We start from the raw sequence: 24,260 nt of genomic DNA, 5'->3' as shown, positions 1-24,260 counted from the left end.
GAGCCGGCTTTATATATACCGGGGCGGACACGGTACCGGTATGACCGAGCACGAGCCCGTCGCGTCGGTGCGTGACACCGCCGAGGCGATCGCTACGATGGAGATCCGCGGCGCAGCGACGATCGCCGCCGGGGCGGCCGAGGCGCTGGCTGCGCAAGCGCGCGAAACCGACGCCGACTCCCCCGAGGCGTTCCGCGCCTCCCTCCGTGCGGCCGCGCGAACCCTCCGAGAGACCCGGCCGACCGCCGTCTCGCTGCCGAACGCCTTGCGGTACGTCCTCCAGCGGATGGACGGGAGTGATGTCGAGACGCTCCGGCGGAACGTCGTCGATGCGGCCGCGGCGTTCACCGACCAGCTCGACCGCGCGCAGGGCGATCTCGGGCGCGTCGGCGCGAACCGCCTCGCCGACGGCGACACGGTGATGACGCACTGTCACTCCACGGACGCGCTCGCCTGTATCGAAGCGGCCGTCGAACAGGGCAAGGAGATCTCGGCGGTCGTCAAGGAGACCCGCCCGCGAAACCAGGGTCACATCACCGCCGAACAGCTCCGCGAGGCCGGCGTCCCCGTCACCCTCATCGTCGACTCCGCGGCGCGGCGCTACCTCGACGAGGTCGACCACGTCGTCGTCGGCGCGGACTCGATCGCGGCCGACGGCGGCGTGATCAACAAGATCGGCACGTCGGGGCTCGCCGTCAACGCCCGCGAGCGCGGCGTCCCGATCATGACCGCCGCCCAGACGATCAAGCTCCACCCGGAGACGCTGACGGGCCACACCGTCGAGATCGAAATGCGCGACGAGGCGGAGGTGATAGACCCCGGCACCCGCGAGGCGATCGGTGGCATCGACGTCGAGAACCCCGCGTTCGACGTGACGCCGCCGCGGTACATGGACGCGATCGTGACGGAACACGGCCAGTTCCCGCCCGAGAGCATCGTGGCGCTGATGCGCGAGCTGTTCGGCGAGGGGGCGGCCGAGCCGTGGGCGGAGCCATGAGCGGGCGAACGAACGGGGACGAATCGGATGGCGACGCGACGGCGGATGGCGACGCGACGGCGGATGGCGACGCGACCGTGGATGGCGATGGCACGGACACGAGCGGTGACGGCCGCGTCCCGCCCGCGGACGACCCCGATCTCCACCCGGAGTCCGGGGCCGGATCGCCGAAGGTCGTCACCGCCGGCCACATCAACTGGGACGTGACGATCCACGTCGACGAGCTCCCCGAGCGGGACGGCGAGACGCGGATCGAGCGGCTCGAACAGTCCGGCGGCGGCAGCGCCGCAAACGTCGCGGTAGGGCTGGTCGGGCTCGGCGGGCGGTCGATCGTCTTCGGGAGCGTCGGCGGCGACGAGTCGGGCGCGCTCGCGCTTCGCGAGCTCGCGAGCGCGGGCGTGGACCCCGGACACGTGCTCGTCGACGCTGGCGAGGCGACCTCCGTCACCTACGTGATCGTCGACGGCGCGGGGGAGCTGCTGATGCTGGCGAACGAGGGGGCTAACGAGTCGTACTCGGCCGCGGACCTCGACCGCGAGACCCTCGTGTCGGCCGATCACCTCCACCTCACGGGCCAACAGCCCGACACCGCGGCCGCGCTGGCGACGGCCGCCGCCGAGGCGGGCGCGACTCGCAGCTTCGACCCCGGACGGCGCGTCTCCGACCGGGAGTACGACGCCGCGATCCGGGCGTCGGACCTGCTGTTCGTGAACGACCGGGAGGCGGACGCGCTCGCCGACGCGACGGGTATCGACCCGCGCGCGCCGGACGACCGGGTGGTCGCCGTGAAGCATGGCGGGGCGGGCGCGACCGTCCACACCCCACACGGCGATGTTTCGCATCCGGGGTTCGAGGTCGACGCGGTCGACACCGCGGGCGCGGGCGACGCGTTTGCGGCCGGATTCCTCGGGGCGATACTGCGGGACGAGGCCGCGGCAGGCGACGGGTTCTCACACGACCCGCGCGACTACCAGGTACCCCTGCTCGTCGCGAACGCGTGCGGGGCGATCGCCGCGGGCACCGTCACCGCCCGAACCGACCTCTCGTGGGACCGAGTTCGGTCGGTGATGGGCGAGGAGCCGGAGGCGGACCTCCTGATCGAGATCCGGGCGTAGGAGCGTCCACGCCGGCTCCTTTCCCGTTCCACCCCCGCTGCTCGCCGCGGGACCCACCCGCCGACCGCTCACTCGCCCGATCCGCCGTCTCCCGTCTCCGCGATCCGGCGTTCGTACTTCGCGATCGCCGTGTCGAGCGCTTCGTCGGCGTCGACGCCGGCCGACTCGGCGACTGCCAGCAGCGCGAACAGCGCGTCGCCGACCTCGTCGACGGCGACCCGTGCCTCCGCCGGGCTCGCCCCGTAGTCGGTCGTCGTCGTCACCTCGTCGGCGATCTCGCCCACCTCGCTCTGGAGGTCCAACACCCGGTAGGCGAGGTCGGTCTTCCAGCCCTGCTCGTCGACGAACGCCGCGACGCGTTCTTGGCGGTCCATGCCGCGGATCGTGGCGGGAACCTGGTATACCCGACGCTCGCGGAGCCGGCGAGACGCCACCGCCGACGGTGGCGAGGACGGCCGGTCACGCAACCCCTAAGAGCGTGACGCGCCGACGATCGGTATGGATATCGCGATACTCGGCGGCACCGGCGACATCGGCGAGGGGCTCGCGTTGCGGCTCGCGGCGGACACGTCCCACGAGGTCCTGATCGGCTCCCGCGACGCAGAGAAGGCGGAGACGAAAGCCGAGGAGTACACCACGGAGCTCGACAGTCGCGGACTCGACCGCGAGGTAACTGGTTTCGAGAACGTCGCGGCAACGGAGCGGGCGGACATCGTCGTGCTCGCGGTCCCGCCGTACCACGTCGGCGACACCGTCGAAGCGGTCGCGGACGCGCTCGACGCGGGCGATGTGCTCGTCTCCCCGGCGACGGGAATGAAACGCGACGACGACGGGTTCCACTACCACAAGCCCGGCGCGGGGTCGGTGACGCGGATCGCCGCCGACGCCGCCCCGGAGGACGTCGCCGTCGTGGGCGCGTTCCACAACCTCGCGGCCGCCCGCCTCGCGAACCTCGACGCCGACCTCGGGATCGACACGCTCGTCGTCGCCGACGACGAGGACGCGAAGGGGATCGTGAGCGACGTCGCCGAGGGGATCGAGGGGCTCCGCGTCCTCGACGCCGGCGGGCTCGCCAACGCGCCCGAGATCGAGGCGCTCACGCCGCTGCTCATCAACGTCGCGAGCAACAACGATGGGCTTCACGACCTCGGGATCCGGTTCACGTGAGTCGGACGCTCCGGGCCGTGTCTCCGGTTCGATCCGGGTCGCACCGCGTTCCGTTAGGCCTTTGCGCGGGCGGGTCCTCTCCGCGGTAGATGGAGTACCTGGAGCGCCGGGTCGCGCTGGTCGAGGACCGGATCGAGACGGTCATCGACGACGTCGAACCGGCGGCGCTGTCCGACGAACTCGGTCACGTCGTCCTCGCCGGCGGGAAGCGCGTTCGCCCCGCCGTAACGATACTCGCGTGTGAGGCCTTCGACGGCGATCCGGCGGACGCCGTCGACTTCGCCGCCGGGATCGAGTTCGTCCACAACGCCTCGCTCGTGATCGACGACATCATCGACCGCTCGGCGGTGCGCCGGGGGACGGCCTCGGCGTGGGCGGAGTTCGGCTACGGTCCGGCGATCGTCACGAGCGACGGCCTCCTCGGCGAGGCGTTCGCGCTCTTTTCGACCGACGAGCGGGCGATGCGGACCGTCGCCGAGGCGATGGTCGAGCTCGGCGAGGGCGAGGCGACCGAGCTCGCCGACCGGCCGACGACGGAGGCCGAGTACATGCAGCTCGCCCGCCGGAAAACCGGTGCGCTGTTCCGGGCGGCCGCGGAGCTCGGGGCCGTCGCCGGCGACGCCGACCCGGACGCGGTGGAATCGTTCGGGGAGTACGCCGAGCGCGTCGGCGTCGCCTTCCAGATGCGCGACGACGTGTTGGACGCCACCGCCGACGCCGGCGATCTCGGGAAACCGACGGGTCAGGACGCCGAGATGGACCGGCCGTCGGTGTTACAGGTGACTTCGCTGACGCCCGAGGAGATCAACGCTCGGGCACGGGAGCAGTCCGACCTCGCGCTCGAAGCGCTCGAAGACGCGGATCCACCCGAGACGGAGGCGATCGAGTACCTCCGGGACCTCGCCGAGTTCGTCGTCGTTCGGGAGCGGTGACGGTTCGGCGTGGGTGAACGCTCTGTACGGTTTCTAATCGCGTTGTTATTCGGATCCGATAGGATACACGCCTGTTATCATTTGGGATCTCGGATCTCTCTGGGTCTGATACCTCCATATCACATAGGCATCGGGATTCGATCCGAACGATCTACGGACGATCCGTCATCTCGGAAGAGGTACCAACAACTATATATGATCGATCGGCAAATGATGCCACTATGTCGCAAGGCTCACGCTTCGACCTGCGCCGACGAGACGTCCTGAAAGCCACCGGCGTTGCCGGTGTTTCCATGGCCGGGCTCGCCGGTTGTCTCGGCGAAGAGGGACCGGACGAACTCACGATCACGCTGACGCAGTTCCCCGACACGATCGATCCGCTCGATCACATCACTGGTGACTATTTCGACGTGTTAGACCACATCTACGAACCGCTATTCGACTTCGAGCCCGGGGAGGGGATCTTCCCGCGGGTGGTCGAGGACACGGAGATCCTCGGCGGTGGAACGACCGAGCTCCAGCTCCGCGACGATGTCGTGTTCCACAACGGCGATGAGATGACCGCAGAGGACGTGGCGTGGACGATCAACCGGACCGTCGACAACGACATCGGTGTCGCCAGCGACATCGGCGCGTTCGGGCTCGGCTCGATCACCGGTGCCGAGGCGATGGACGACACGACCTTGGAAGTGTACTACAACGGCGCGCCCGGCCTCGCCGAGTTCGAGTTCGGGAACTACGCCCGCGCGATGAACCGCGATTGGTCGATCGAGAACCACGACGCCGACCAGGAGGGCGAGTCGGTCTCCGGTGCGGACCCCGAAGACTTCAATGGGACCGGCCCCTACGAGGTCGTCGACTTTACCTCCGGTGAGGAGATCGTCTTGGAACGCTTCGACGACTACTGGGGCGAGGAGCCGCCGTTCGAACGCGTCGTCTTCAACGCTGATGGCGAGTCCAGCGGTCGGGTCAGCTCGCTCGAAACCGGTGAGACTGACCTGACGATCAACATTCTCCCCGAGGACGTCAACACGGTACAGAACGCCGACGACGTCGAGATCCGGCGGGTGACCAGCTTCCGGAACATCTTCCTGCCGATGAAGAACACCGTCGAACCGTTCGACAGCCAGGAGTTCCGGCAGGCGATGAACTACGCGGTCGACAACGCGGGGATCGTCGACTCCGTGCTCAGCGGGTTCGGCGAGGCGCGGGGCCAGCCGGTCGCCCCCGGGATCAACGGCTTCAACCCCGACATCGAGCCGTACGAACAGGACATCGGAATGGCCGAAAGCCTCGTTGAGGACAGCGGCTACGGTGGGATCGAGATCGAGCTCACCGTTCCGCAGGGACGGTACCTCAACGACGCCGCGGTCGGTGAGACCGCGGCCGACCAGATCGACCAGCTCGACAACGTCGACTGTGACGTGAACATCGTCGACTTCGGGGTCGTCTCCGACGCGAACTCTGCGGGCATCGACCCCGACGTGATCGAGATCCCGTTCTACATGATCGGCTGGGGGACGATCACGGGCGACACCGACTATGGTGTTCAAGGCTTCTTCAGTCAGGAGGCGGAGACGCGAACGTTCGACGACGAGGAGCTCAGCGACGCGATCCTGGCGAGTCAGGCGATCGAAGACCCGGACGAGCGTCGCGAACAGCTCGAGGAGGTCAACCGGATCGCCCACGAGAAGGCCCCATTCGTCTTCTTGCACACGCAGGAGAGCATCTACGGCGTCCGCGAGGACATCCAGTGGGACCCCCGCGAGGACGAGACCGTGTACGTCTGGGGGATGAACCAGTAAGATCCGGACCCCGAACGCGGCGGCACGGTGGTCGTGTCGAAAGCTAATTATCGCGGGGCGGGTTTCGAGGACACATCGAGATGTCGACTGTGAAGTTCCTCCTCCGGCGGACCCTACAGGCGGTGTTCGTCGTCTGGGGTGTCGTGACAATTATGTTCGGCCTCCGGGCAGTCTCGCCCGGCGATCCGGCGACGCTGATGCTCGGTGAAGGAGCAACGGCCGAGACGATCGCCCGGGTGCGGGCACAGGAAGGTCTCGACCAGCCGATCCACGTCCAGTACCTCGATTACGTTCAGGGGCTGCTCGTCGGCGACTTCGGCTACTCCTGGCGGTCGAACCGGGAAGTCGAGGCGATGGTAATAGAACGGATCCCTGCTACGCTCGAGCTGGCGATCGCAGCAACTATGGTCGCGCTCGTTATCGCGATCCCGCTCGGTGTGGTCTCGGCGACACGCCGGAACCAGCCGTCGGACTACGGGGCGACGTTGTTCTCGCTTTTAGGGATCAGCACGCCGAACTTCTGGCTCGGCCTGATGTTGATCCTGCTTTTCGGCGTCTGGATCGGGATCCTCCCGACCGGTCGCCGCCCCGTCGGCCTTGGCGAGGCGATCTGGACGCTCGTCGCGTTCGGCTCCGTCGGCGACCTCCTCGCGTGGCTCCGGCATATCACGTTACCGGCGCTCACGCTTGGGACGTACTTCACCGCGCTCATCACACGACTGACCCGCAGCGGAATGGTCGACGAGCTCGGGAAACCGTACGTGACGGCGACTCGCGCGAAGGGGTTACCGGCGGTCCTCGTGCGGTACAAACACGTCCTCAGAAACACGATGATCCCGATCCTCACCGTGTTGGGGCTTCAGATGGGGACGCTCATGGGCGGGGCGGTGATCACCGAGACGGTGTTCAACTGGCCGGGACTCGGGCTCCGGCTGATAGACGCGCTCGACGCCCGTGACTGGCCGCTGATGCAGGGGATCATCGTGTTCATCGCGGTCGCGTTCGTGACGATCAACATCGGCGTCGACGCGCTGTACTCCTCTCTCGACCCGCGGGTGAGCGACGAATGATCTCCGACAGGATAACCTCGAACCTCCGACGGACGTTCCGTGAGAGCCTCCTCCCGAAGATCGGGATGGTGCTGCTCGTAAGCATCGTGCTGATGGCCGTGTTCGCGCCGTTGCTGGCGACACACGACCCGACACGAACCGGATACTACGACGAAGGTGGCAACGCGTACCCGCCGATCGGATTCGACTACACCACACAGGTGGCCGTCGACGGCGAGATACGGGAAGTGGAGGTGACGTCGGAGTCCGCACACGTCCTCGGAACGAACAACGTTGGTCAGGACGTCTACTCGCGGTTCGTGTACGGGGCCCGGATCTCGCTGCTGGTCGGCTTCTCGGCCACGCTGATAGCGATGCTTATCGGCGTGCCGATCGGGTTGATCGCGGGGTACTACGGCGGCCGCGTCGACGACGCGCTGATGCGCGTGGCGGACACGATGTTGGCGTTCCCGGCGCTCGTGCTCGCACTGGCGTTGATCGGGGTGTTCGGCGAGTCCCCGGTGTACGTCCCCGACCCGATCGTGGCACTCGGCCTCGCCGACGGGATGCCGGAGTCGATACCGATACCGGGGACCGTCACGATCGTCGCCGCGCTCGTGATCTGGGTGTGGTTCGCCCGCGTCGCTCGCGGGGAGGCGCTCTCGCTACGCAACGAGGAGTACGTCAAAGCAGCCAAGAGCTTCGGGACGAAGGACCGTGACATCTTGCTCGGACACATCCTTCCCAACAGTATCACGCCGATCATCGTGCTCGGGACGATCCAGGTGGCGGTGATCATCTTGCTCGAGGCGTCGTTGGCGTACCTCGGGTTCTCCGGGACGACGCTCTCTTGGGGGTACGAGATCGAGCGGGGACAGGACATCCTCCGAACCCGCCCGTGGGTCTCAACACTCCCCGGTATCGGTATCGTACTGACGGTGATCGCCGTAAACCTCCTCGGCGACTGGTTCCGCGACGCGCTGGACCCGAACATGGACGAGGGACAGCGGGGTGTCTGAGATGTCCGAAGACGTCCTCCGTGTCGAGGGGCTCTCGACCCGCTTTTTCACCGGTGAAGGACAGGTAAACGCCGTCGAAGACGTCTCGTTCCGCGTGCGGGAAGGCGAGGTGTTCGGGATCGTCGGCGAGTCGGGGTCGGGAAAAAGCGTCACCGGCCTCTCGCTCGTCGACCTCGTCGAGTCCCCGGGCGAGGTGACGAGCGGGAAGCTGTGGTACCGCGACGCTGAGCTGGCGGCGGACCTCCAGCAGGAGTTTCCGGCGGCCGTCGACGGAGACTATGTCGATCTCCGCGGCGTCCCCGAAGCGGTCCGGACATCGCTGCGTGGCACGAGCTTCAGCATGATCTTCCAAGACCCGGAGAGCAGTTTCAACCCGAGCCTGACCGTCGGCGAACAGATCGCCGAGGCGGTTGAGGTGCAGCAGCGTGCGAGCTCGCGACCGCGGTCGACCCGGGCGCGAACCGACTCGTCGGAGTACTCGCTAGGCTCGCTGATCCTCTCGTTCGCGCTTCCCTCTCGGCGGTACATCAGCGAGGAGAGCCGGGAGCGCGCGGTCGAGCTGCTGGAGATGGTGGGGATCCCGGATCCCGTCGAGCGCGCGGACGAGTACCCGCACGAGTACTCCGGCGGGATGCTCCAGCGCGCGATGATCGCTCAGGCGCTCGCTGGCGAACCCGACGTGTTGGTGGCTGACGAGCCGACGACCGCGCTTGACGTCACGATCCAAGCGCAGGTGCTCGATCTGTTGTCCGATCTTCAGAAAGAGACCGGGATGACCGTTCTGATTATCACGCACAACCTCGGCGTGATCGCCCGAATGTGTGATCGCGTTGGGGTGATGTACGCGGGTGAGATCGTCGAACGCGGGAGTCTCGCGGACGTATTCCGCGACAACGTCCACCCATACACGGCGGGGCTTCTGGGCTCCGTACCGGACCTCGAGAGCGTCGGCGGGTCGCTCGACCCGGTGCCCGGAAACGTGCCGAGTCTCCTCGATCACGAGATGGCGGACCGGTGTTACTTCGCCGATCGCTGTCCGAAGGCGATGGAGGCGTGTCTGGAGCGCCCGCACCCGAGAGCGGTCGACGACGACGGTGATCACCTCGTGAACTGCGTGCTCGGGGAGGTCTCCTACGGGGACAGCCCGCCGCTCCCGGACGAGTACTTCGACGACGACGGTGACGGGTCTTCAGGGGCGGCTACGGACGACGGTGAGGGAGGGAAGACGGCCGAGGAGTCCGTCTCGACCGATGGGGGTGAGTCGCGATGACCGACGCCGTCCTCAGCGTCGAGGGGCTTCGCAAGTACTTCTGGGAGCGGGACTCGATCGTGGATCGGCTGCTTGGAAACGACCCGGTTGCGGTCCGTGCGGTTGACGGGCTCACGTTCGATGTGCGGCGGGGTGAAACGCTCGGGCTCGTCGGCGAGTCCGGCTGCGGGAAATCGACGACCGGCGAGACCGTGCTGGGGCTCCAAGAGCCGACTGAGGGTCGCGTCGAGTTCGAGGGGAGAAACGTGTACGACCTCTCCGGGGAGGCGCTCAACGAGTTCCACCGGGAGGCGCAGATCGTCTTTCAGGACCCGTTCTCCAGTCTCGATCCCCGAAAGACGATCGGGAAGTCGGTTCAGCAGCCGCTCGATGTCCACGACGTGGGATCGAAGGCCGACCGGGAAGCGCGGGTCCGTGACTTGCTGGAACGCGTCGGGCTCTCCGGCGCACAGTACGACCGGTATCCACACGAGTTCTCCGGCGGGCAGCGCCAGCGCGTCGCCATCGCACGGGCGCTCGCTTTGGAGCCGGAGTTCGTCGTGCTTGACGAACCCACGAGCGCGCTGGACGTGAGCGTTCAGGCACAGATACTCAACCTCTTGAACGACCTCCAAGACGAGCTGAACCTGACGTACCTGCTCATCTCACACGACCTTTCAGTAATCAGACATATATGTGATCGGGTCGCAGTGATGTATCTCGGGGAGATCGTCGAGATCGGGGAGACGGCCGACCTGTTCGAGTCGCCGCGACACCCGTACACCGAGGCGCTGCTGGAGAGCGTTCCTCGAGCGTCGCTCGCCGAACAGGACCGAAGCGTCGATATCCTCTCCGGCGACGTACCATCCCCGCGAAATCCGCCGAGCGGTTGCCGGTTCCGTACTCGATGTCCGGAGGTGATCCCGCCGGACGGGATGGCTATCGATCAGGCAGCGTATCGGGAGGTGATGGACCTCAGACGGGTGCTCGAAACGCGGAGCCTCAGCGTCACGAAGGTGTGGGACCGCGCGGGCTACGAGACACCACCGGACCGGATCGACGACGACGCGGTCGAGGCGTTCGTCGAGGCCGCCTTCGAGCGGTTCTTCGATCACTCCGTGCCGACGGCCCAGCGTAGTTCCATCGAAGACGCGCTCGCTGCCGTCGCACGCGACGAGTGGGAGTCGGCGTCGCTACACGATGCGTTCGAGAGCGTCTGTGAGCGGGACAACCCCGAGCTCGACAGCTCCGGACATCGAGTCGCCTGCCACCTCGAGTGTCGATAGCCCGTCCGAACGGGACGCACGCCGCCGGTCGAATCCACACGAATGTACAACCCGTGTCCGGCACACTTCGATATATTCATACTTGTGCGATCACGATCATCTTCATGAACCGCGCAGAGAAGGCGGCCCTCCAGTTACGCGCCGTCGCCGTGTTGCGAAGCCTCAAGGAGACGCGAACGTACGAGGAGCTCTCGGCGGTTACCGGGCTCCCGGCGGGGGACCTCAACCGCTACGTGAACGGACACGTGTTACCCGGCACCGACCGCGCCCGTGAGGTGGTCGCGGACGTGGGTCGCGACGCGCTCGCGGACGAGCTCGTCGCCCGGGTGAACTTCGACGACGAGGGGTACGTCGATAACTCCGGTGTCGTCTTCGATCAGCCGTTCTTGGATCTCGTCGCGCCCGTCGCCGCCGAGACGTTCGCGTTCGAGACGCCCGACGTCGTGCTCACCGCCGCGACGGACGGGATCTCGCTCGGCGCGGCGATGGCCTCCTTCTTCGACGCACGGCTGGCGTACGCGAAGAAGTCGAAGGAGACCGCCGTCGAGGAGTTCATCGAGTCGCGCCAGCGGCTCGCCTCCGGTATCGAGCTCACCTACTACCTCCCGGCGAGCGCGATCGACGCGGGCGACACCGTTCTCGTCGTCGACGACCTGATCCGGTCGGGCGAGACGCAGGAACTGCTCCTGGATATCGCGCTCCAGGCAGATGCGGATGTCGGCGGCGTGTTCACGCTCATCGCCGTCGGCGACGAGGGGATGGCGCGCGCTCGCGAGATCACGGACGCACCCGTCGGCGCGCTGACGACGTTCGAATAACCACGTTCTCGCAATATCCGCGCCCTTCTCCGCCTGTTTGACCCAGTACTGATACACACATATGTATATGCTGGCGGTAGCGGTCAGCAAGGCTTATTACTCGATACCGTGGTACCTGTACCCGTTCAATGGGGCTCACAGACACGCTGGCTGCGCGGTTCGACGTGACGGAGTACGGTTCCGACGTACGGACGGAGCTGATCGCGGGGATCACGACGTTCCTCGCGATGTCGTACATCATCGTGGTGAACCCGGCTATCCTCTCACAGGCGATCGTCATCGAGGGGTACGAACAGATACAGGTGTTCCAGATGATCGCCATCGCGACGATCCTCGCTTCCGTCGTCGCCACCGTCGTGATGGCGCTGTACGCGAACCGCCCGTTCGGGTTAGCGCCGGGCATGGGGCTCAACGCCTTCTTCGCGTTCACGGTGGTTCTCGGGTTGGGGATCCCGTGGCAGACCGCGCTCGCGGCCGTCTTCGTCGAGGGGATCCTCTTCATCGCGCTCACCGCGGTCGGGGCGCGCGAGTACGTCATCAACCTGTTCCCGAAGCCGGTGAAGTACGCCGTCGGGGCCGGTATCGGCGCGTTCCTGCTGTTCATCGGTCTCCAGGAGATGCAGGTGATCGTCGGCTACGAGGGGACGCTCGTCGAGCTCGGCGACGTCGTCGCGACGCCCGGCGCGCTTCTCGGCGTTCTCGGCGTGTTGTTCACGCTCGTCCTGTGGGCACGCGGCGTTACCGGCTCGATCGTTATCGGCATCCTGACGACGGCGACCGCCGGCTGGCTGGCCGCGATCGCTGGCGTCGTCGCGCCCGCCGCCGTCGTCGATGAGGGGCTCTACGGGACGTTCGCGGAGCAGGGGGTGATAGGCGGGCTGCTGACGCTCGTCACCACCGTCCAGTTCGACTTCACGCCGCTCGCCGGCGCGTTCCTCGACGGGCTCGCCGACATCGACCCGGTGACGTTCACCTTGGTCGTGTTCACGTTCTTCTTCGTCGACTTCTTCGACACGGCGGGTACGCTCATCGGCGTCTCACAGTTCGGCGACTTCCTCGATGACGACGGCGAGCTCCCCGACATGGACGAGCCGCTGATGGCCGACGCCGTCGGTACCACCGTTGGCGCGATGCTTGGTACGTCCACGGTGACGACGTACATCGAATCGTCGACCGGTATCGAGGAGGGTGGCCGCACCGGCCTCACGGCGCTCGTCGTCGCCGCCTGCTTCCTGCTCGCGATCCCGTTCGTTGCGATCGTCCCGCTGTTGCCGGATTACGCCTCGTTCCTGGCACTCGTGGTCGTCGGCGTGATCATGTTCCAGGGAGTCACCGACATCGACTGGAGTCACCCTGCGTGGACGGTGTCGGCCTCGCTCACCATCCTCGTGATGCCGCTGACGTACTCCATCGCCGACGGGCTCGCGGCAGGGATCGTCACGTTCCCGATCATCAAAGCCGCCATGGGCGAAACCGACGATGTCCACCCGGGACAGTGGGTACTTGCCGCCCTGCTCGTCGCCTACTACGCGCTCCAGACGGGCGGGTTCGTCTTCTAAACGGACCCGGGGCAGGCGCTTTTTACCCGCCCGCCGCCACCCGGTCGTATGGAGGAGTGGGAGTCGGTCCGCGCGTGGAAGCTCCGGGAGCTGCCGGATCCCCCACGGCTCACCATCACCCAGCTGTTCTCGAAGCTTTCACAGAACGGTCCCCGATCGTATCGCTCGTCACAGCCCTCTTGGGAAACCAAAGCGAGGGTCCGGCTCCGCGACAAGTTCAAGTGCGCGCTGTGTCCGGCGGGACGGATCGAAACCGTCGGCGGCGCGAGTGTCTGGCGCGCCCGTGACGGTCGGACCCGCCGTCGACCGTCCGGCAAGTCGACGCAGGGGACCGCCGCCCGGGTCTTGGAGGTCCACCACGTCGTGCCGCGCGCCAACGGCGGCACGAACGACCTCTCGAATTTGATTACCCTGTGTCCGGACTGTCACGAGGACGTTCACGACCGGCGAGCGGACCGGATCCCGCGCGAGGAGACGCGTCCCGCGCTCGGAACGCGGCCCTGAGTCGGGCGGCGTGGTGTCCACGACTGAGGTCGTAGGGTTCTCGCCCGTCCCGTACAACCGACCCCGGAGTGGCGTGCTCCGGATTCATTTATAAACGTGAGGCTCCGGACGGTGGCGACGAACGCTACCGATCCGGTGGTGGTCAGCTACGAGCAAACGATCGGGGCGTCGGAGCCGTTTGCCGGCGTCGGCCACTTATATACTACCTGGCGATGAGGCAGAATACGTCTCAAGATCTAACTCGTCGGATCTCAGATCGAGCTGGCCACATAAACAGAAAAATCCAGCTGAGTTTCTCATTCTATAGAAAAATCAGATCCTCTGTAGAACTGAGATTGGTAAATATGGGACTGTGAATGCTTCTGCTCCACCGCTCCAGCTAGATTAATTCCTGAACCAGTGGTGGGTGTCTCTTTCCGGACTCCCATCGATCCGTGGGATCCACACACCACTTTTGCAAGTGAACCGTAGCGACGGTATCGCAGTTAGGCGGTCGAACTGTCGTACATCTCTTCGAATGCTTGCTCACCACGAATCAACTCGTCGACACCGTCGGTGAGGGTCACCTCGCCGAATACGGTGGCTCGATAGTACGTGTACAGGCCGTCCTGTCCGCGCTCCGTGCGCTGGCGTTTCTCGACGAGGCCGACGCCGACGAGCTTGTTGAGGTGGTAGTGGAGCGTACTGTCGTCGATGTCGAGTGCGGCCTCGAGTTCTTTCGGACTCATCTCGCCGACGTGAACGAGTCGATAGAGGACCTCATACCGGGTGCGGTGGCCGACAGCGGCGTGCATATCGAGGTATTCGTCGAGGCTGAGAATGCTCTCCTCGGGCAGCAGGTCCGCCGGATCGTCCGGGGCGTCGCCGCTAACCGTTCGCGTTTGATCCGTCGCCATCGTACGACACGCTACGCGTCGGAAGCGCTTAGTCGTTGTCAAGCCGAGAGTTCTCAAAAATACTGCCTTTTATATACTTTTGCTGAATAGAGGCGACCATGACTGTCGAAATCACGCGCGAGTTGATCGCCGACCGGCTCGGACGTGTGACGTACGATCGGTTTTTATTCTATCTGATGGGGCCGTATAAATCGTTCAATCTCAACTACGTCCTCAGCGAGGAGGACCGCCGCGAGATCGACGTCGACGATCTTCCTGGGCCGTTACGTCGGCTCTTTCGAAACAAGGACGACATCAACGCGGCACAGGCACTCTTGCGACGTGTGCAAGGGGAGCTTCGAACCGATCCGGGAGTGAATGCGTTTCTCGCGCTTGACGTCGACATTGACACGGACGACGTGGATGCGGTGACCCAGAGCATCGAGTACGCACGGTGTAGCAACGCAACCGCGTTCGTGGTGCCGTTTCTCGGTCACAACTTCGGCGTCGGCGAAGAGGCTGGCAGTGTTCTCGAAACCCTCGCGGCAACCCACGGTGACCGGTTGATCTTCGTCCACGAGGATGACGTGACGAGTGCAATGATCCGGTCGGCGTCCGTTCGGTGGGATTTACGCGTTGAAACCTACGAGACTGAGGCCGACCTCGTGGCCAAACTACGGCGGTTCGCTGGCGGAATCATGCATCGCGAACGACGGGGAGAACTCGATCGGCTGAACTGAAACGATGGGGTACCGCCCAGGCCTTCGTGGCACCCTCGCATTATTTGTATAACCAACTCGATCTAAGATCCGACGAATTAGACCTTGAGACGTATTCTGCCCCATCGCCACGCTATGAGAACACTTCACCCCACCGCCGACATTCAGCAAAAAAGCCGTCTCGACGAGGGAACGGTCATCACAATCGCCGGGGACGCTGCTGGATATCTCGGTGTCGAATAGTGGACCTCGATCGTTCGGTATTCGGGACAGCCAGAGTCCCGGACGTGACCGACTCGTCCCCTGTATCGAGCACGGAGCTCGTATCAGCTCTGATGGGTTCAAACGGAGCCGTCTGTATGTACGTCCCTGCCCGTGGCTCTCCGAGTCAACCGCCGCGGTGTCGGTGATCATTGATAAACTGCCGTCGGCAGCGCCGCCTCGATACCCCTGACCCGCGAGTGAGCACCCGCCGTATCGACCCGAACGCTCGTGCGTTCCGGGTACACCGACGGCCGCACATCTTTACCCGTCTACCTCGTACTCTCGGTCGATGGCAGATTTACAACTCTACGAACTCCCCGGCTGTCCGTACTGTGCGAAAGTGAAGGATACGCTCGCCGAGCTCGACCTCGAGTACGAGTCGATCGAAGTCCCGCGCTCACACGGTGAGCGGACCGAAGTCGAGGAGGTAAGCGGACAGACGGGCGTTCCCGTTCTCGTCGACGAGGCGAACGGGATCGACGGCATGTCCGAGAGCGACGACATCGTCGCGTACCTCCAGAAGACGTACGGGAACGCGAGCTAGGCACGGTGGCGGTCGCGCGACCGCTCGGTCGCGCGCCCACACGACCGCCGAGGCGTCGTCACCGAACCGCAACCCACGAGCCTATTTATCAATCGACGACGACGACCCCCACGTGCGACTCGTTCACCGCCATGGGCCGTCGGACGACCGCGAGGAAGACCGTCTCGCCGCCGACGTCGACGTCGCCCGCTCGACGCTCGAACAGGCCCGCGGGCTGATGTTCCGTCGGTCGATACCGGACGACTACGCGCTCGTGTTCCCGTTCGACGACGCCGACACGCGGTGGCTCCACATGCTGTTCGTTCCCTTCGCCATCGACGCGGTGTGGCTCGTCGACGAGGAGGTGACGGCGACGAAACGACTCGCCCCGTTCGTCGGGCTCGGGCGAGGACGCGCCGATACGATCGTCGAACTCCCTGCGGGCGCGGCCGAAGGCGTCGCCGTCGGCGACGAGGTCGTGCTCCGCGAGTGAGGCCGTCGGCGACGAGGTTGCCCTCCCCGATCGAGGTCGCCGGCGGAGACCACCCTGGGAGTGTCAGCCGGCGTTCGGCGTCCGGAGGCTGAGCTCGATCCGAGTCCCGCCGCCCTTGCTGTCGGTGATGTCGAGGGAGCCGCCACCGGCGGTGACGACCCAGTTCACGTACCAGAGGCCGAGCCCGCTCGCGTGGTCGAGCGGCGTCTCGTCGCCGGTGAGCACCGCCCGCTCCGCCGGCGGGATCCCGGGGCCGTCGTCGGCAACGACGAGCGACATCCACGACTCGCTGGGGAGCTCGGCCGCCGAGACGTGCACTCGCGGCTGATCCGCGTCGTTGTGTCGGATCGCGTTGTCGACGAGCTCGGCGAGCGCGTCCGACAGCTGGTCCACGGCGGACACGGTCAACTCGGGGGACACGTCCGTTTCGATCTCGGCGTGTTCACACAGCCCGTCCGGGACCGCGCCCAGCGCGTCGGATACCACCGAGGAAACCGGTACGGGCCCGGGCGTCGGCCGTTCTGCGAGGAGGCGCTCGACCTTTCGCGCGGTTTCACCGAGGTGCAACAGTCGCCCCGCCGTGTCGATCACCCGATCCAGCTGGGCGAGGGTGTCGGGATCCTCGATCGACCGTTTGGCCTGTCGGGTGAACCCCATTACCACGTTGAGCTCGTTGCGGAAGTTGTGTCTGAGCACACGGGTCAGCACTGCAAGCCGTTCCTGACGCAGCGCGGCGTCCGTGAGATCCTCGCCGACGCCGACAGCGCCGACCGTCGAGCCGTCGACATCGACCACTGGCCCCATCGTCACCCGATAGGGAGTGCGCTCGCCGGAGCGCGTCAACAACCTCGCGGTCCGTTCGACGACCTCGCCGTCGGCGTACACCGCCGCGAGGCCGTCCGAGACGGTGTTCCGGCTCGTGTCGTCGAACAAGTCGGAGAGCGCCTGCCCGCCGAGCGTCTCGGCTTCGTACCCGGTGTCGGCCACCAGTCGATCGTTCCAACGGGTTATCGTCCCGCCCAAACCACACCGAAACAGCGCCATGGGAACCGTCGAGGCGACGGCGTCGAGCGTTCGCGCTCGCTCGTGTGCGGCCTGTTCTATCCGGACCTGGTCGGTGGCGTCGACGAGCGAGACCACGAGCCACTCGCGGTCGGCGACCGCCGTCGTGTGGGCCCGAACGACGAGCCGGCGTCGTTTCTCGTCGGTCCGCGTCTCCCACTGGAACTCCCGGGTCACGTCGGACTCGACGACCGACTCGAAGGCCGCATCGACGGGGTCGCCGTCTACGGTCGTCGAACTCCCGATGTCGGTGAGTCCCATCAGCGTGAGCGTCGACCGGTCCCGTCCGAGCAACGCGGCCGCCGGTCCGTTCGCCGCGTGGATCGCCTTCGTCTCGGGGTCGGCGGCCAGCGTCGCGGTCGGCACCGATGCGACGAAGGCGCGTGCGGCCTCGACAGACTCGTCCGTCGTCTCGTCGCCGAACCCCGCCGCCGACTGCTCCGGGCTCTGTGTACTGTCTTCGAACGCTGGATCGCTCGCGTCGGCTCCCCCGTTGTCGACGGTGTCGCCCCTCTCGTTCCTGTCACGATCCATTAGTCGTCGTATCGAACCTTCCCCGGACGTATATGTCTGTATCCCCGATTATCAGTCGGCGCTCGCCTGCCAGTCGCGAACGGTGTCGGGGCCGACGCCGTCGACGGCGTCGGCGAGCTCGTCCGGATCGGCGGATTTCAGCGCCTCGACGCCGTCGATACCGGCACCCTGCAGCTTTTCGGCCGTCTTCTCGCCGATCCCCTCGACCGTCTCCAGTTCCGATCCCTCCTGGCGGGCCTGGAACTCGCGGTAGTTACAGATCGGACAGCCGAGCTCCCACGGCTCGTCGCCGGAGTGGATCCGGAGATGTGGAAGCCCGTGCTCCTCGCAGCTCTCGTCCGTCACCTCGATCTCGCCGCGACGCGGGAGCGGCAGCGAGTAGTCGCAGTCGGGGTAGCGGGTGCAGCCGACCAGCCGCGAGCCGGACCGGAGCTGTTTGATCGCGAGTTCGCCGCCGCCGTCGGCGGTTTCACCGTCACCGTCGCGCGGCGACGCCGTGCCCTCCCCACACTCCGGACACGCGCCGATCACCTCGTCGTCCGCCTCGTCGGCCTCGTCCGCCTTGCACCGGGGACAGCCGTGAACGAACGTCTTCCGGCCCGCCAGCATCTTCACGTGGTGGAGGTCGTGCTCCTCACAGGTCTCGTCGAGCAGAAGGGGCTTGCCAGTGGAGGGGAGCGGCAGCGTGAACTCACAGCTCGGGTAGCCGTCGCAGCCGACGAAGTACGACCCGCCACGCGCCTGTCGGACGAGGAGGTCCGAGCCGCACTCCGGGCAGGGCCCGAGCGTCTTGTCCGCCTTCAGCGATGTCTGGAGCTGGTCGCCGATCGCCTCGCGCGACTCGGTGAGCTCGTCGAACACCCGTTCGAGCAGCTCGCGGGAGGCTTCCGTCACCTCGTCGTACCCCTTCTCGCCGGCGGCGATCGCCTGCATGTCGCGTTCGAGCTGGGCGGTCATCTCCTCGCTGACGACGTGGTCGGCGAACGTCTCCGCCGCCTCGACGACCGACTCCGCGAGCCGCGTCGGCCGCGGCGGGTCGCTCTCGATGTAGCCGCGGTCGTACAGCTTCTCCAGGGTCCGGTGGCGGGTCGCCTTCGTGCCGACGCCGCGCTTTTCCATCTCCTCGATGAGCCGCGATTGGCCGTACCGACGTGGCGGCTGCGTCTCCTTCGCGTCCGTCCGCCGGCCGGACAGCGAGAGCGTCTCGCCGACCTCGACGTCGGGCACGATCCGCTCGTCGCTGGAGCGGTACGGGTACACCTCGTGGTACCCCGGCTCCAGCAGCCGCTTCCCGTTCGCCTTCAGTCGGAGCCCCCCGTCGGCCGCGAGCGAGGGGGTTCCCTCGGCCTGCTCCGGCTCCCGTAACGCCGCCGTCGGGTCGGCCTCGCGGGCGATCGCGGTGGCGTCCCCGTTCGCGAGCGCGACCACCCGGAGCCGCTCCCACTTCGCGGCGGGCGCGCAGGTCGCGAGGAACCGCCGGACGATCAGCTCGTACACCTCCCACTCGTCCTCGGAGAGGTCGGCGGCGCTCGGGAGGTCGCCGGTCGGGTGGATCGGCGGGTGATCGGTCGTCTCCTCGTCCCCCTCGGTGGGCTCGATCTCCGCGTCGCCGTCGAGGAGGTCGGCCGCGTCCGCCCCGAACGTCCCCGCCGCCGAGAGCTCCTCTAACAGCTCCTCGGGGTCCAAATCCTCCGGATACACCGTGTTATCGGTTCGGGGATAGGTGACGTAGCCGGCGGTGTACAGCTCCTCGGCGATCGACATCGCGCGCTGGGCGGAGTAGCCGAGCGACCCCGCGGCGCGGATGTACTGGGTGGTGTTAAACGGCGTGGGCGGCTCGTCCGTCCGGGTGCGGCGGCGGACGTCGTCGACGACCGCGTCGTCGGCGGCGGCGAGCGCCTCCGTGAGCGTCCCCGCCACCGACTCGTTCCACACGCGCTCGGCCTCGTTGCCGGCGTCGTTCTCGAAGTAGTACTGTGCCTCGAACGGGTCACCTCCGGACTTCGACAGCTCGCCGAACAGCTCCCAGTACGCTTCCGGGTCGAACGCGCGGATCTCGCGCTCGCGGTCGACGATCAGCTTGAGCGTCGGCCCCTGCACCCGGCCGACGGAGATGAAGTCGTCGCCGAGCTGGCGGGCCGACAACGAGAGGAACCGAGTCAGCGCGGCCCCCCACGTGAGGTCGATCACCTGTCGGGCCTCCCCCGCGGCCGCCAGGTCGAAGTCGAGGTCGTCCGGGTCCGCGAACGCCTCCGTGACCTCGTTCTCGGTGATCGACGAGAACCGGACCCGGTCGACGGGTACGTCCTCGTTCACCTCGCGGACGATCTCGTACGCCTCCTTCCCGATGAGCTCGCCTTCGCGGTCGTAGTCGGTCGCGATGGTGACCCGGGAGGCGTTCCTGGCGAGCCGTCGGAGCGCGGCGACGATCCCCTCTTGGGTCGGCGCCTTGGTGACCGGCGCGTCGATCAGCTCGACCGGCTCCACGTCGCGCCAGTCGTTGTACTCCGGCGGAAAGTCGACCCCGACGACGTGGCCGGAGAGCCCGATACACCGCTTGCCGCCCCACTCGTACACGTTCGTGTCGTTCATCCGCTCGGCCGTCGCCGAGCCGCCGCTGAGGATGTCGGCGATCCGCCGTGCGGCGTTGTCCTTCTCCGTGACGATGACCTCGGGGCCGCGACTCATTGCGCTGGGGTACGCCGCTCTCCCGTCTAAAGGTTTCGTGAGCCGGATCCCTCCCGCGCGGGCCGGTCGGACCGCTTCGCGGCGACACTCAGGAACGCGCCCGCGAGGAACGCCAGCGCCAGCCCGACCCCGTACAGTTCGAACCGGACCGACCGCTCGAACAACAGCGGTGAGACGACCGCGACGCCGACCGCTTCGAGGAGGAACACCCCCTCGGCCACCGCGAACAGGCGGATCATCCCCGCGGACAACACGACGATGCCCGCCACGAGCGCGCCGAGCGCGACGACGGTGAACGTGTCCTGACGAACCCCCGCGAGCACGCCGACGGAGATGCCGGCGAGGACGAGAAGCGTAACCAACTCCGGTCGGTATCGTCGGATCCTGTCGGCTATCATGCCTCGTGTTCACACGGTGGTTCGCCCGCGACCGACGTAAACACTACGGCGAGAACAGTCGCGGGACTCCCGCGTTCGCCCTACGCGTCCTCGTCCTCGCCGTCGTCCGCGTCCGGATCCGTCGGCGTCCCCGAGAGGTTCCCCGCGTCGTCGAACCGCTTCGCGCGCAGGAAGCGGGCGCGGTAGCGGTTGGCCGGGTCCTTCGTGTCGGCCTCGCGGATCTCGTCTATCCGGCCGTCGGCGACCGCGTCGATGATCGCCTCGACCCCTTCCTTCTCGCTCGGCGTCAGCTCGAACTCGTAGGTTCGAGGCTGCTCGCTCTCGAGGCGAGTCCACTTCCGGGCGGCGCTCACGACGACGGAACACGGCTCGCGACACGGGAACACCCCGTCACCGCCGTCCACGTCGAGCTCGGTGTCGTCGTCGTACGCCCACTCGCGGCGTTTGAGACACTGCGAGTCGTCACAACACGCCTCCGCGACCCAGTTCACGTGCTCGTACCCCTCGCCGCGGTCCCACGTCTTCACGACGCCGTAGATGCCGGACTGTCGTTCCATCGTCTCGCGCCAGTGGGTCACGTCGAGCTCGCCCTCGCGCTCTCGATACCAGTTCGCGACGGTCGCGGGGTAGATCGTCTCGACCGTTTCGTAGGCGTCACGCGGGGAGAGCTCCGGGAAGGCCCAGCCGGAATCGAGCGTCGGCGCGGTCTTGAGCGGGCGATAGCGCCCCTTCGCGTCGTGTTTCACGATCTCGCGCGCGTCGAGCGGGTCGTCGTACGCGTCCAGCTCCGCGACCGGCGTCCCGGTGTCGTCCGCGTGGCGCACGTCGTAGCGCCGTTCGCCGCGGTCGGTGACCGTCGCCGTGATCCGGAGCTCGCCCCAGGCGCGCTCGATCCCCTCGGCGAGCGCGGCGTACCGATCGGTGACCGTCCGACCGTCGGCGTCTTCGATCCAGCGGAGGAACGCCCGGCGCGGGCCGAACTCGCCGATGGCGTGCTCGAACGTGTACCAGTCCGTGACCGCCGCGGCGCGCTCGTCGAGCGCCGCGTGGAGCTCGCGTTCGCTCAGGCCGGTCCGCCGCTCGCCGGCCGCGAGGACGTACTCGCCCTCGCCGTCGTGACCCACGCTGAACCCCTCGAACCGGAGAGGCTCGCCCGGATCGAGCGCCGCAACCGCCGCGAGCACGGCGTCGAACGCGTCGCTCGGGAGATCGATCTCCGGGACGGTCGCCCCATCGCTTCGTGTCGACTCGGGGGTCGCGTCGCTCACGGTCAGTCCCCCGTGGCGACGCGGGTCGTTTCACGCACGGCTTCCAGTGCGGTCCCGAGGTCGGCCCCGGCGTCGGCGGCACGCTCCAGGATCACGTCGGCCATCAGCGGCTCGGTGCCGACCGCGCCCGCGTACCAGATCCGAGTGTCGTCGACCGTCGTGGGCACGTCGTATCCCTCGGTGTGGTCGGCACAGAGCCCGACGTCCTCCGGGATGTCCTCCTGCGTGTGGTAGCCGTCGGCGATAAAGAGGGGGACTAAAACGACGTCGTCGCTCTCGAAGAACTCGGGGAGGTCGTCGACCTCGGGGTCCTCGTCCATGTACAGCGGCTTCACCTCGTCGAAGCGGTCCCGCTCGCGGATCCGGTCGGCGTGGTACTCGACCGCCTTCGCGCTGTTCTCGTTTCGCTCGGTGCCGTGGCCGACGACCGCCAGCCCGAACCCCTCGCCGACGTCGGGGTCGCCGGTGACCGACTCCGCGCGGCGGACGATCACGTCGGTCATCGCCGAGTGCGTGCCGACGGGGCCGCAGTAGTGGACCTCCCGGTCGATGTCCTCGGCGACGAGCGTGGCCTGATCGGCGGAGAGGCCGTCGGAGTCCCACTCGGAGACGTCCCAGCCCTCCAACCGGAGCTCGCGGGGGATCACCTGTTCCGTGAAGTACCCCTCCGAGACGAACAGCGGGACGACGTATATCTCGTCGCCCTCGACCGTCCGGAGCACTTCCCGGAAATGCGGCTCCTCCTTCCAGAAGCCGGTCCGTACCTCGTCGAACGCGCCGGTCGCGCGGATCGTGTCGGCGTGGTCGTACGTCGGCGTACTCGACTCGGGATTGAGGTGTGAGCCGTGTGCGACGATGACGAGCGACTGCATACCCGATCTGGGGTCGCGCCGCTCTTAGGGACTTCGGAGCGTCCGGCCGCGTGGCAAGCCGACCGAAATCACCATCATCGCTCGTGTCACAGACTCGGCTATGTCGCTGGCAGCTGAGACGCGAGAAGCAGTCAGGGCGCGCCCGTTCCTCTTCGACGCGCTCCGTGCGGGAGTCGTGAACTACAGCGCCGCCGCTACGTGGCTCGCCAACGACGCCGACCTCGACGGCGACAGCGACGCGGTCGCGACGGCACTCCGTCGGTTCCGGGAGGAGCTTCCGACGTACGCGACCGCCGAGCGCTCGGCGACCGTGTCGATGCAGAGCGGCGTCAGCGTGATCGAGGAACCAGCGGGGAACGGTGAGGACGCACTGCTCCGGCTTCCCGGCGTGGCCGTCGTCCCCGATGGGGGTGACACCGCGGTCATCGCGACCGGCAACGTGGATGCCACGGCGCTCGCGGCGACGATCGACCGGCTTCGGACCGCTGATATCTTCCCCGCTGCCGCGGGGATTGCAGGGAACGCGCTCCTCGTCGTCGTGAAGAGACGAGCGGGCGCGACCGCGATTCGCGTGGTCGAGGACGCACTGGCGGCGACACCGGAGACAGGATGAATTGCTCGGAACGACGGCGTCCAGTCGACTTGATGCATGAGGAAACGGCGACGGCCGACCGTATGCGTGTGCGGCACGTACGACTTCGACAGTGAACCACGTTCCGGACACAGCGCTCGAGGCGATCGACGCGTTCGGTGAGGGGCATCTCCACGGTGGCTCCCCACCGGTTCGTGAGCGTCTCCGTTCGGATCTACGACTGCGAATCGATCCGAGTGACGACGGTCGAACGGCGCGCTGCCGGTTCGAGACGGAGCACACGCGCACTCCGAGGACGCTTCGTGAACGCGGGTCGTTTCTGACGACGTACGTCGACGGTGTCGACGAGCGGCTCCGCGAGTGGGGGATCGAGCCTCCGGATGCGTACACGTACGTCGAGACCGTGGACGGGACACACCGCTACGAGGGGTCTCTTCGGCTGCCGTGACACCGCGCGTACGCGGCGTGACGA

At 66.8% G+C, this 24,260-nt stretch carries 24 protein-coding genes; 17 read left to right on the top strand and 7 right to left on the bottom strand.

What is annotated here, in order from left to right:
* Positions 1 to 40: 40 nt before the first annotated feature.
* Positions 41 to 997, top strand: a complete 957-nt coding sequence (locus ACZ5TV_RS05635; RefSeq protein WP_464384214.1) for a ribose 1,5-bisphosphate isomerase — start codon at positions 41 to 43, stop codon at positions 995 to 997.
* Complete coding sequence (locus ACZ5TV_RS05630; RefSeq protein ID WP_464384213.1) at positions 994 to 2,112, top strand: carbohydrate kinase family protein; 1,119 nt, start codon at positions 994 to 996, stop codon at positions 2,110 to 2,112. Before ACZ5TV_RS05635 ends, ACZ5TV_RS05630 begins: the two co-directional genes overlap by 4 nt.
* A gap of 68 nt (positions 2,113 to 2,180) precedes the next feature.
* On the opposite strand, the gene ACZ5TV_RS05625 is transcribed toward ACZ5TV_RS05630, so the two are convergent.
* Positions 2,181 to 2,486 (bottom strand): MazG-like family protein, encoded by a 306-nt coding sequence (locus ACZ5TV_RS05625; protein ID WP_464384212.1) that lies wholly within the window; start codon positions 2,484 to 2,486, stop codon positions 2,181 to 2,183.
* A gap of 124 nt (positions 2,487 to 2,610) precedes the next feature.
* On the opposite strand from ACZ5TV_RS05625, the gene npdG reads away from it, so the two are divergent.
* From npdG to ACZ5TV_RS05575, 10 genes are all read left to right on the top strand, one after another.
* Positions 2,611 to 3,279, top strand: a complete 669-nt coding sequence (gene npdG / locus ACZ5TV_RS05620; RefSeq protein WP_464384211.1) for an NADPH-dependent F420 reductase — start codon at positions 2,611 to 2,613, stop codon at positions 3,277 to 3,279.
* A gap of 89 nt (positions 3,280 to 3,368) precedes the next feature.
* A complete protein-coding gene (locus ACZ5TV_RS05615; RefSeq protein ID WP_464384210.1) occupies positions 3,369 to 4,211 on the top strand; it encodes a polyprenyl synthetase family protein in 843 nt (280 codons plus the stop codon).
* A 221-nt stretch (positions 4,212 to 4,432) separates the two neighbouring features.
* A complete protein-coding gene (locus tag ACZ5TV_RS05610; RefSeq protein ID WP_379779810.1) occupies positions 4,433 to 6,016 on the top strand; it encodes an ABC transporter substrate-binding protein in 1,584 nt (527 codons plus the stop codon).
* A gap of 80 nt (positions 6,017 to 6,096) precedes the next feature.
* The gene (locus ACZ5TV_RS05605; protein WP_379779808.1) at positions 6,097 to 7,086 is read left to right on the top strand and encodes an ABC transporter permease; all 990 of its coding nucleotides are present in this window, start codon (positions 6,097 to 6,099) and stop codon (positions 7,084 to 7,086) included.
* Positions 7,083 to 8,084: an ABC transporter permease gene (locus ACZ5TV_RS05600; protein ID WP_379779806.1), complete on the top strand. Its 1,002-nt coding sequence runs from the start codon at positions 7,083 to 7,085 to the stop codon at positions 8,082 to 8,084. The genes ACZ5TV_RS05605 and ACZ5TV_RS05600 overlap by 4 nt, the downstream gene beginning before the upstream one ends.
* 1 nt (position 8,085) lies before the next feature.
* The gene (locus tag ACZ5TV_RS05595; protein WP_379779804.1) at positions 8,086 to 9,354 is read left to right on the top strand and encodes an ABC transporter ATP-binding protein; all 1,269 of its coding nucleotides are present in this window, start codon (positions 8,086 to 8,088) and stop codon (positions 9,352 to 9,354) included.
* Positions 9,351 to 10,619 (top strand): ABC transporter ATP-binding protein, encoded by a 1,269-nt coding sequence (locus tag ACZ5TV_RS05590; RefSeq protein WP_379779801.1) that lies wholly within the window; start codon positions 9,351 to 9,353, stop codon positions 10,617 to 10,619. Before ACZ5TV_RS05595 ends, ACZ5TV_RS05590 begins: the two co-directional genes overlap by 4 nt.
* A gap of 104 nt (positions 10,620 to 10,723) precedes the next feature.
* Positions 10,724 to 11,437 (top strand): phosphoribosyltransferase family protein, encoded by a 714-nt coding sequence (locus ACZ5TV_RS05585; protein WP_379779799.1) that lies wholly within the window; start codon positions 10,724 to 10,726, stop codon positions 11,435 to 11,437.
* A 128-nt stretch (positions 11,438 to 11,565) separates the two neighbouring features.
* Positions 11,566 to 12,996, top strand: coding sequence for an NCS2 family permease (locus ACZ5TV_RS05580; RefSeq protein WP_379779797.1), 1,431 nt, complete (start codon positions 11,566 to 11,568; stop codon positions 12,994 to 12,996).
* A gap of 48 nt (positions 12,997 to 13,044) precedes the next feature.
* On the top strand, positions 13,045 to 13,500 hold the full coding sequence (locus ACZ5TV_RS05575) for an HNH endonuclease (protein WP_379779795.1): 456 nt from the start codon (positions 13,045 to 13,047) through the stop codon (positions 13,498 to 13,500).
* Between the two features lie 485 nt (positions 13,501 to 13,985).
* Here ACZ5TV_RS05575 and ACZ5TV_RS05570 read toward each other — a convergent pair whose 3' ends face one another.
* Positions 13,986 to 14,396, bottom strand: coding sequence for a helix-turn-helix domain-containing protein (locus tag ACZ5TV_RS05570; protein WP_379779793.1), 411 nt, complete (start codon positions 14,394 to 14,396; stop codon positions 13,986 to 13,988).
* A gap of 98 nt (positions 14,397 to 14,494) precedes the next feature.
* On the opposite strand from ACZ5TV_RS05570, the gene ACZ5TV_RS05565 reads away from it, so the two are divergent.
* The 3 genes from ACZ5TV_RS05565 (at position 14,495) to ACZ5TV_RS05555 (ending at position 16,374) form a co-directional block, all read left to right on the top strand.
* Positions 14,495 to 15,115 carry a DUF7509 family protein gene (locus ACZ5TV_RS05565; protein WP_379779791.1) on the top strand — a complete coding sequence of 207 codons (621 nt, stop codon included), beginning with the start codon at positions 14,495 to 14,497 and terminating at the stop codon, positions 15,113 to 15,115.
* Positions 15,116 to 15,647: 532 nt separating this feature from the next.
* Entirely contained in the window at positions 15,648 to 15,902 is a 255-nt protein-coding gene (locus ACZ5TV_RS05560; RefSeq protein ID WP_379779789.1) for a glutathione S-transferase N-terminal domain-containing protein, read from the top strand.
* 112 nt (positions 15,903 to 16,014) lie between these two features.
* Positions 16,015 to 16,374 carry a DUF192 domain-containing protein gene (locus ACZ5TV_RS05555; protein WP_379779787.1) on the top strand — a complete coding sequence of 120 codons (360 nt, stop codon included), beginning with the start codon at positions 16,015 to 16,017 and terminating at the stop codon, positions 16,372 to 16,374.
* Positions 16,375 to 16,437: 63 nt separating this feature from the next.
* Here ACZ5TV_RS05555 and ACZ5TV_RS05550 read toward each other — a convergent pair whose 3' ends face one another.
* From ACZ5TV_RS05550 to ACZ5TV_RS05530, 5 genes are all read right to left on the bottom strand, one after another.
* Complete coding sequence (locus tag ACZ5TV_RS05550) at positions 16,438 to 17,970, bottom strand: PAS domain-containing protein (RefSeq protein WP_464384209.1); 1,533 nt, start codon at positions 17,968 to 17,970, stop codon at positions 16,438 to 16,440.
* A gap of 51 nt (positions 17,971 to 18,021) precedes the next feature.
* Complete coding sequence (locus tag ACZ5TV_RS05545) at positions 18,022 to 20,658, bottom strand: DNA topoisomerase I (RefSeq protein WP_464384208.1); 2,637 nt, start codon at positions 20,656 to 20,658, stop codon at positions 18,022 to 18,024.
* Positions 20,659 to 20,684: 26 nt separating this feature from the next.
* Positions 20,685 to 21,056: a hypothetical protein gene (locus tag ACZ5TV_RS05540; protein ID WP_379781240.1), complete on the bottom strand. Its 372-nt coding sequence runs from the start codon at positions 21,054 to 21,056 to the stop codon at positions 20,685 to 20,687.
* An 80-nt stretch (positions 21,057 to 21,136) separates the two neighbouring features.
* The gene (locus tag ACZ5TV_RS05535) at positions 21,137 to 22,324 is read right to left on the bottom strand and encodes a DR2241 family protein (RefSeq protein WP_464384207.1); all 1,188 of its coding nucleotides are present in this window, start codon (positions 22,322 to 22,324) and stop codon (positions 21,137 to 21,139) included.
* A 2-nt stretch (positions 22,325 to 22,326) separates the two neighbouring features.
* Positions 22,327 to 23,196 (bottom strand): CbiX/SirB N-terminal domain-containing protein, encoded by an 870-nt coding sequence (locus ACZ5TV_RS05530; RefSeq protein WP_379781963.1) that lies wholly within the window; start codon positions 23,194 to 23,196, stop codon positions 22,327 to 22,329.
* A 100-nt stretch (positions 23,197 to 23,296) separates the two neighbouring features.
* Here ACZ5TV_RS05530 and ACZ5TV_RS05525 point away from each other — a divergent pair, with 100 nt between their 5' ends.
* Together ACZ5TV_RS05525 and ACZ5TV_RS05520 are read left to right on the top strand one after the other, a co-directional pair.
* A complete protein-coding gene (locus ACZ5TV_RS05525; RefSeq protein ID WP_379781961.1) occupies positions 23,297 to 23,809 on the top strand; it encodes a DUF7523 family protein in 513 nt (170 codons plus the stop codon).
* A gap of 91 nt (positions 23,810 to 23,900) precedes the next feature.
* Positions 23,901 to 24,236 (top strand): hypothetical protein, encoded by a 336-nt coding sequence (locus ACZ5TV_RS05520; protein ID WP_379781959.1) that lies wholly within the window; start codon positions 23,901 to 23,903, stop codon positions 24,234 to 24,236.
* Positions 24,237 to 24,260 lie beyond the last annotated feature (24 nt).

Source organism: Halorubrum tibetense (genome assembly GCF_055396225.1).
The sequence above is the reverse complement of the archived record's forward strand: the minus strand, read 5'-3'. Positions and strand labels throughout refer to the sequence as shown.

What these genes read in the sequence shown, in the direction of transcription:
- ACZ5TV_RS05565 (WP_379779791.1), top strand. Translation starts at nt 14,495, where the DNA reads ATGACTGTCGAAATCACGCGCGAGTTGATCGCCGACCGGCTCGGACGT.
- ACZ5TV_RS05585 (WP_379779799.1), top strand. Translation starts at nt 10,724, where the DNA reads ATGAACCGCGCAGAGAAGGCGGCCCTCCAGTTACGCGCCGTCGCCGTG.
- ACZ5TV_RS05550 (WP_464384209.1), bottom strand. Translation starts at nt 17,970, where the DNA reads ATGGATCGTGACAGGAACGAGAGGGGCGACACCGTCGACAACGGGGGA.
- ACZ5TV_RS05630 (WP_464384213.1), top strand. Translation starts at nt 994, where the DNA reads ATGAGCGGGCGAACGAACGGGGACGAATCGGATGGCGACGCGACGGCG.
- ACZ5TV_RS05540 (WP_379781240.1), bottom strand. Translation starts at nt 21,056, where the DNA reads ATGATAGCCGACAGGATCCGACGATACCGACCGGAGTTGGTTACGCTT.
- ACZ5TV_RS05590 (WP_379779801.1), top strand. Translation starts at nt 9,351, where the DNA reads ATGACCGACGCCGTCCTCAGCGTCGAGGGGCTTCGCAAGTACTTCTGG.
- ACZ5TV_RS05530 (WP_379781963.1), bottom strand. Translation starts at nt 23,196, where the DNA reads ATGCAGTCGCTCGTCATCGTCGCACACGGCTCACACCTCAATCCCGAG.
- ACZ5TV_RS05525 (WP_379781961.1), top strand. Translation starts at nt 23,297, where the DNA reads ATGTCGCTGGCAGCTGAGACGCGAGAAGCAGTCAGGGCGCGCCCGTTC.
- ACZ5TV_RS05575 (WP_379779795.1), top strand. Translation starts at nt 13,045, where the DNA reads ATGGAGGAGTGGGAGTCGGTCCGCGCGTGGAAGCTCCGGGAGCTGCCG.
- ACZ5TV_RS05545 (WP_464384208.1), bottom strand. Translation starts at nt 20,658, where the DNA reads ATGAGTCGCGGCCCCGAGGTCATCGTCACGGAGAAGGACAACGCCGCA.
- ACZ5TV_RS05625 (WP_464384212.1), bottom strand. Translation starts at nt 2,486, where the DNA reads ATGGACCGCCAAGAACGCGTCGCGGCGTTCGTCGACGAGCAGGGCTGG.
- npdG (WP_464384211.1), top strand. Translation starts at nt 2,611, where the DNA reads ATGGATATCGCGATACTCGGCGGCACCGGCGACATCGGCGAGGGGCTC.
- ACZ5TV_RS05580 (WP_379779797.1), top strand. Translation starts at nt 11,566, where the DNA reads ATGGGGCTCACAGACACGCTGGCTGCGCGGTTCGACGTGACGGAGTAC.
- ACZ5TV_RS05605 (WP_379779808.1), top strand. Translation starts at nt 6,097, where the DNA reads ATGTCGACTGTGAAGTTCCTCCTCCGGCGGACCCTACAGGCGGTGTTC.
- ACZ5TV_RS05560 (WP_379779789.1), top strand. Translation starts at nt 15,648, where the DNA reads ATGGCAGATTTACAACTCTACGAACTCCCCGGCTGTCCGTACTGTGCG.
- ACZ5TV_RS05600 (WP_379779806.1), top strand. Translation starts at nt 7,083, where the DNA reads ATGATCTCCGACAGGATAACCTCGAACCTCCGACGGACGTTCCGTGAG.
- ACZ5TV_RS05595 (WP_379779804.1), top strand. Translation starts at nt 8,086, where the DNA reads ATGTCCGAAGACGTCCTCCGTGTCGAGGGGCTCTCGACCCGCTTTTTC.
- ACZ5TV_RS05615 (WP_464384210.1), top strand. Translation starts at nt 3,369, where the DNA reads ATGGAGTACCTGGAGCGCCGGGTCGCGCTGGTCGAGGACCGGATCGAG.
- ACZ5TV_RS05610 (WP_379779810.1), top strand. Translation starts at nt 4,433, where the DNA reads ATGTCGCAAGGCTCACGCTTCGACCTGCGCCGACGAGACGTCCTGAAA.
- ACZ5TV_RS05635 (WP_464384214.1), top strand. Translation starts at nt 41, where the DNA reads ATGACCGAGCACGAGCCCGTCGCGTCGGTGCGTGACACCGCCGAGGCG.
- ACZ5TV_RS05570 (WP_379779793.1), bottom strand. Translation starts at nt 14,396, where the DNA reads ATGGCGACGGATCAAACGCGAACGGTTAGCGGCGACGCCCCGGACGAT.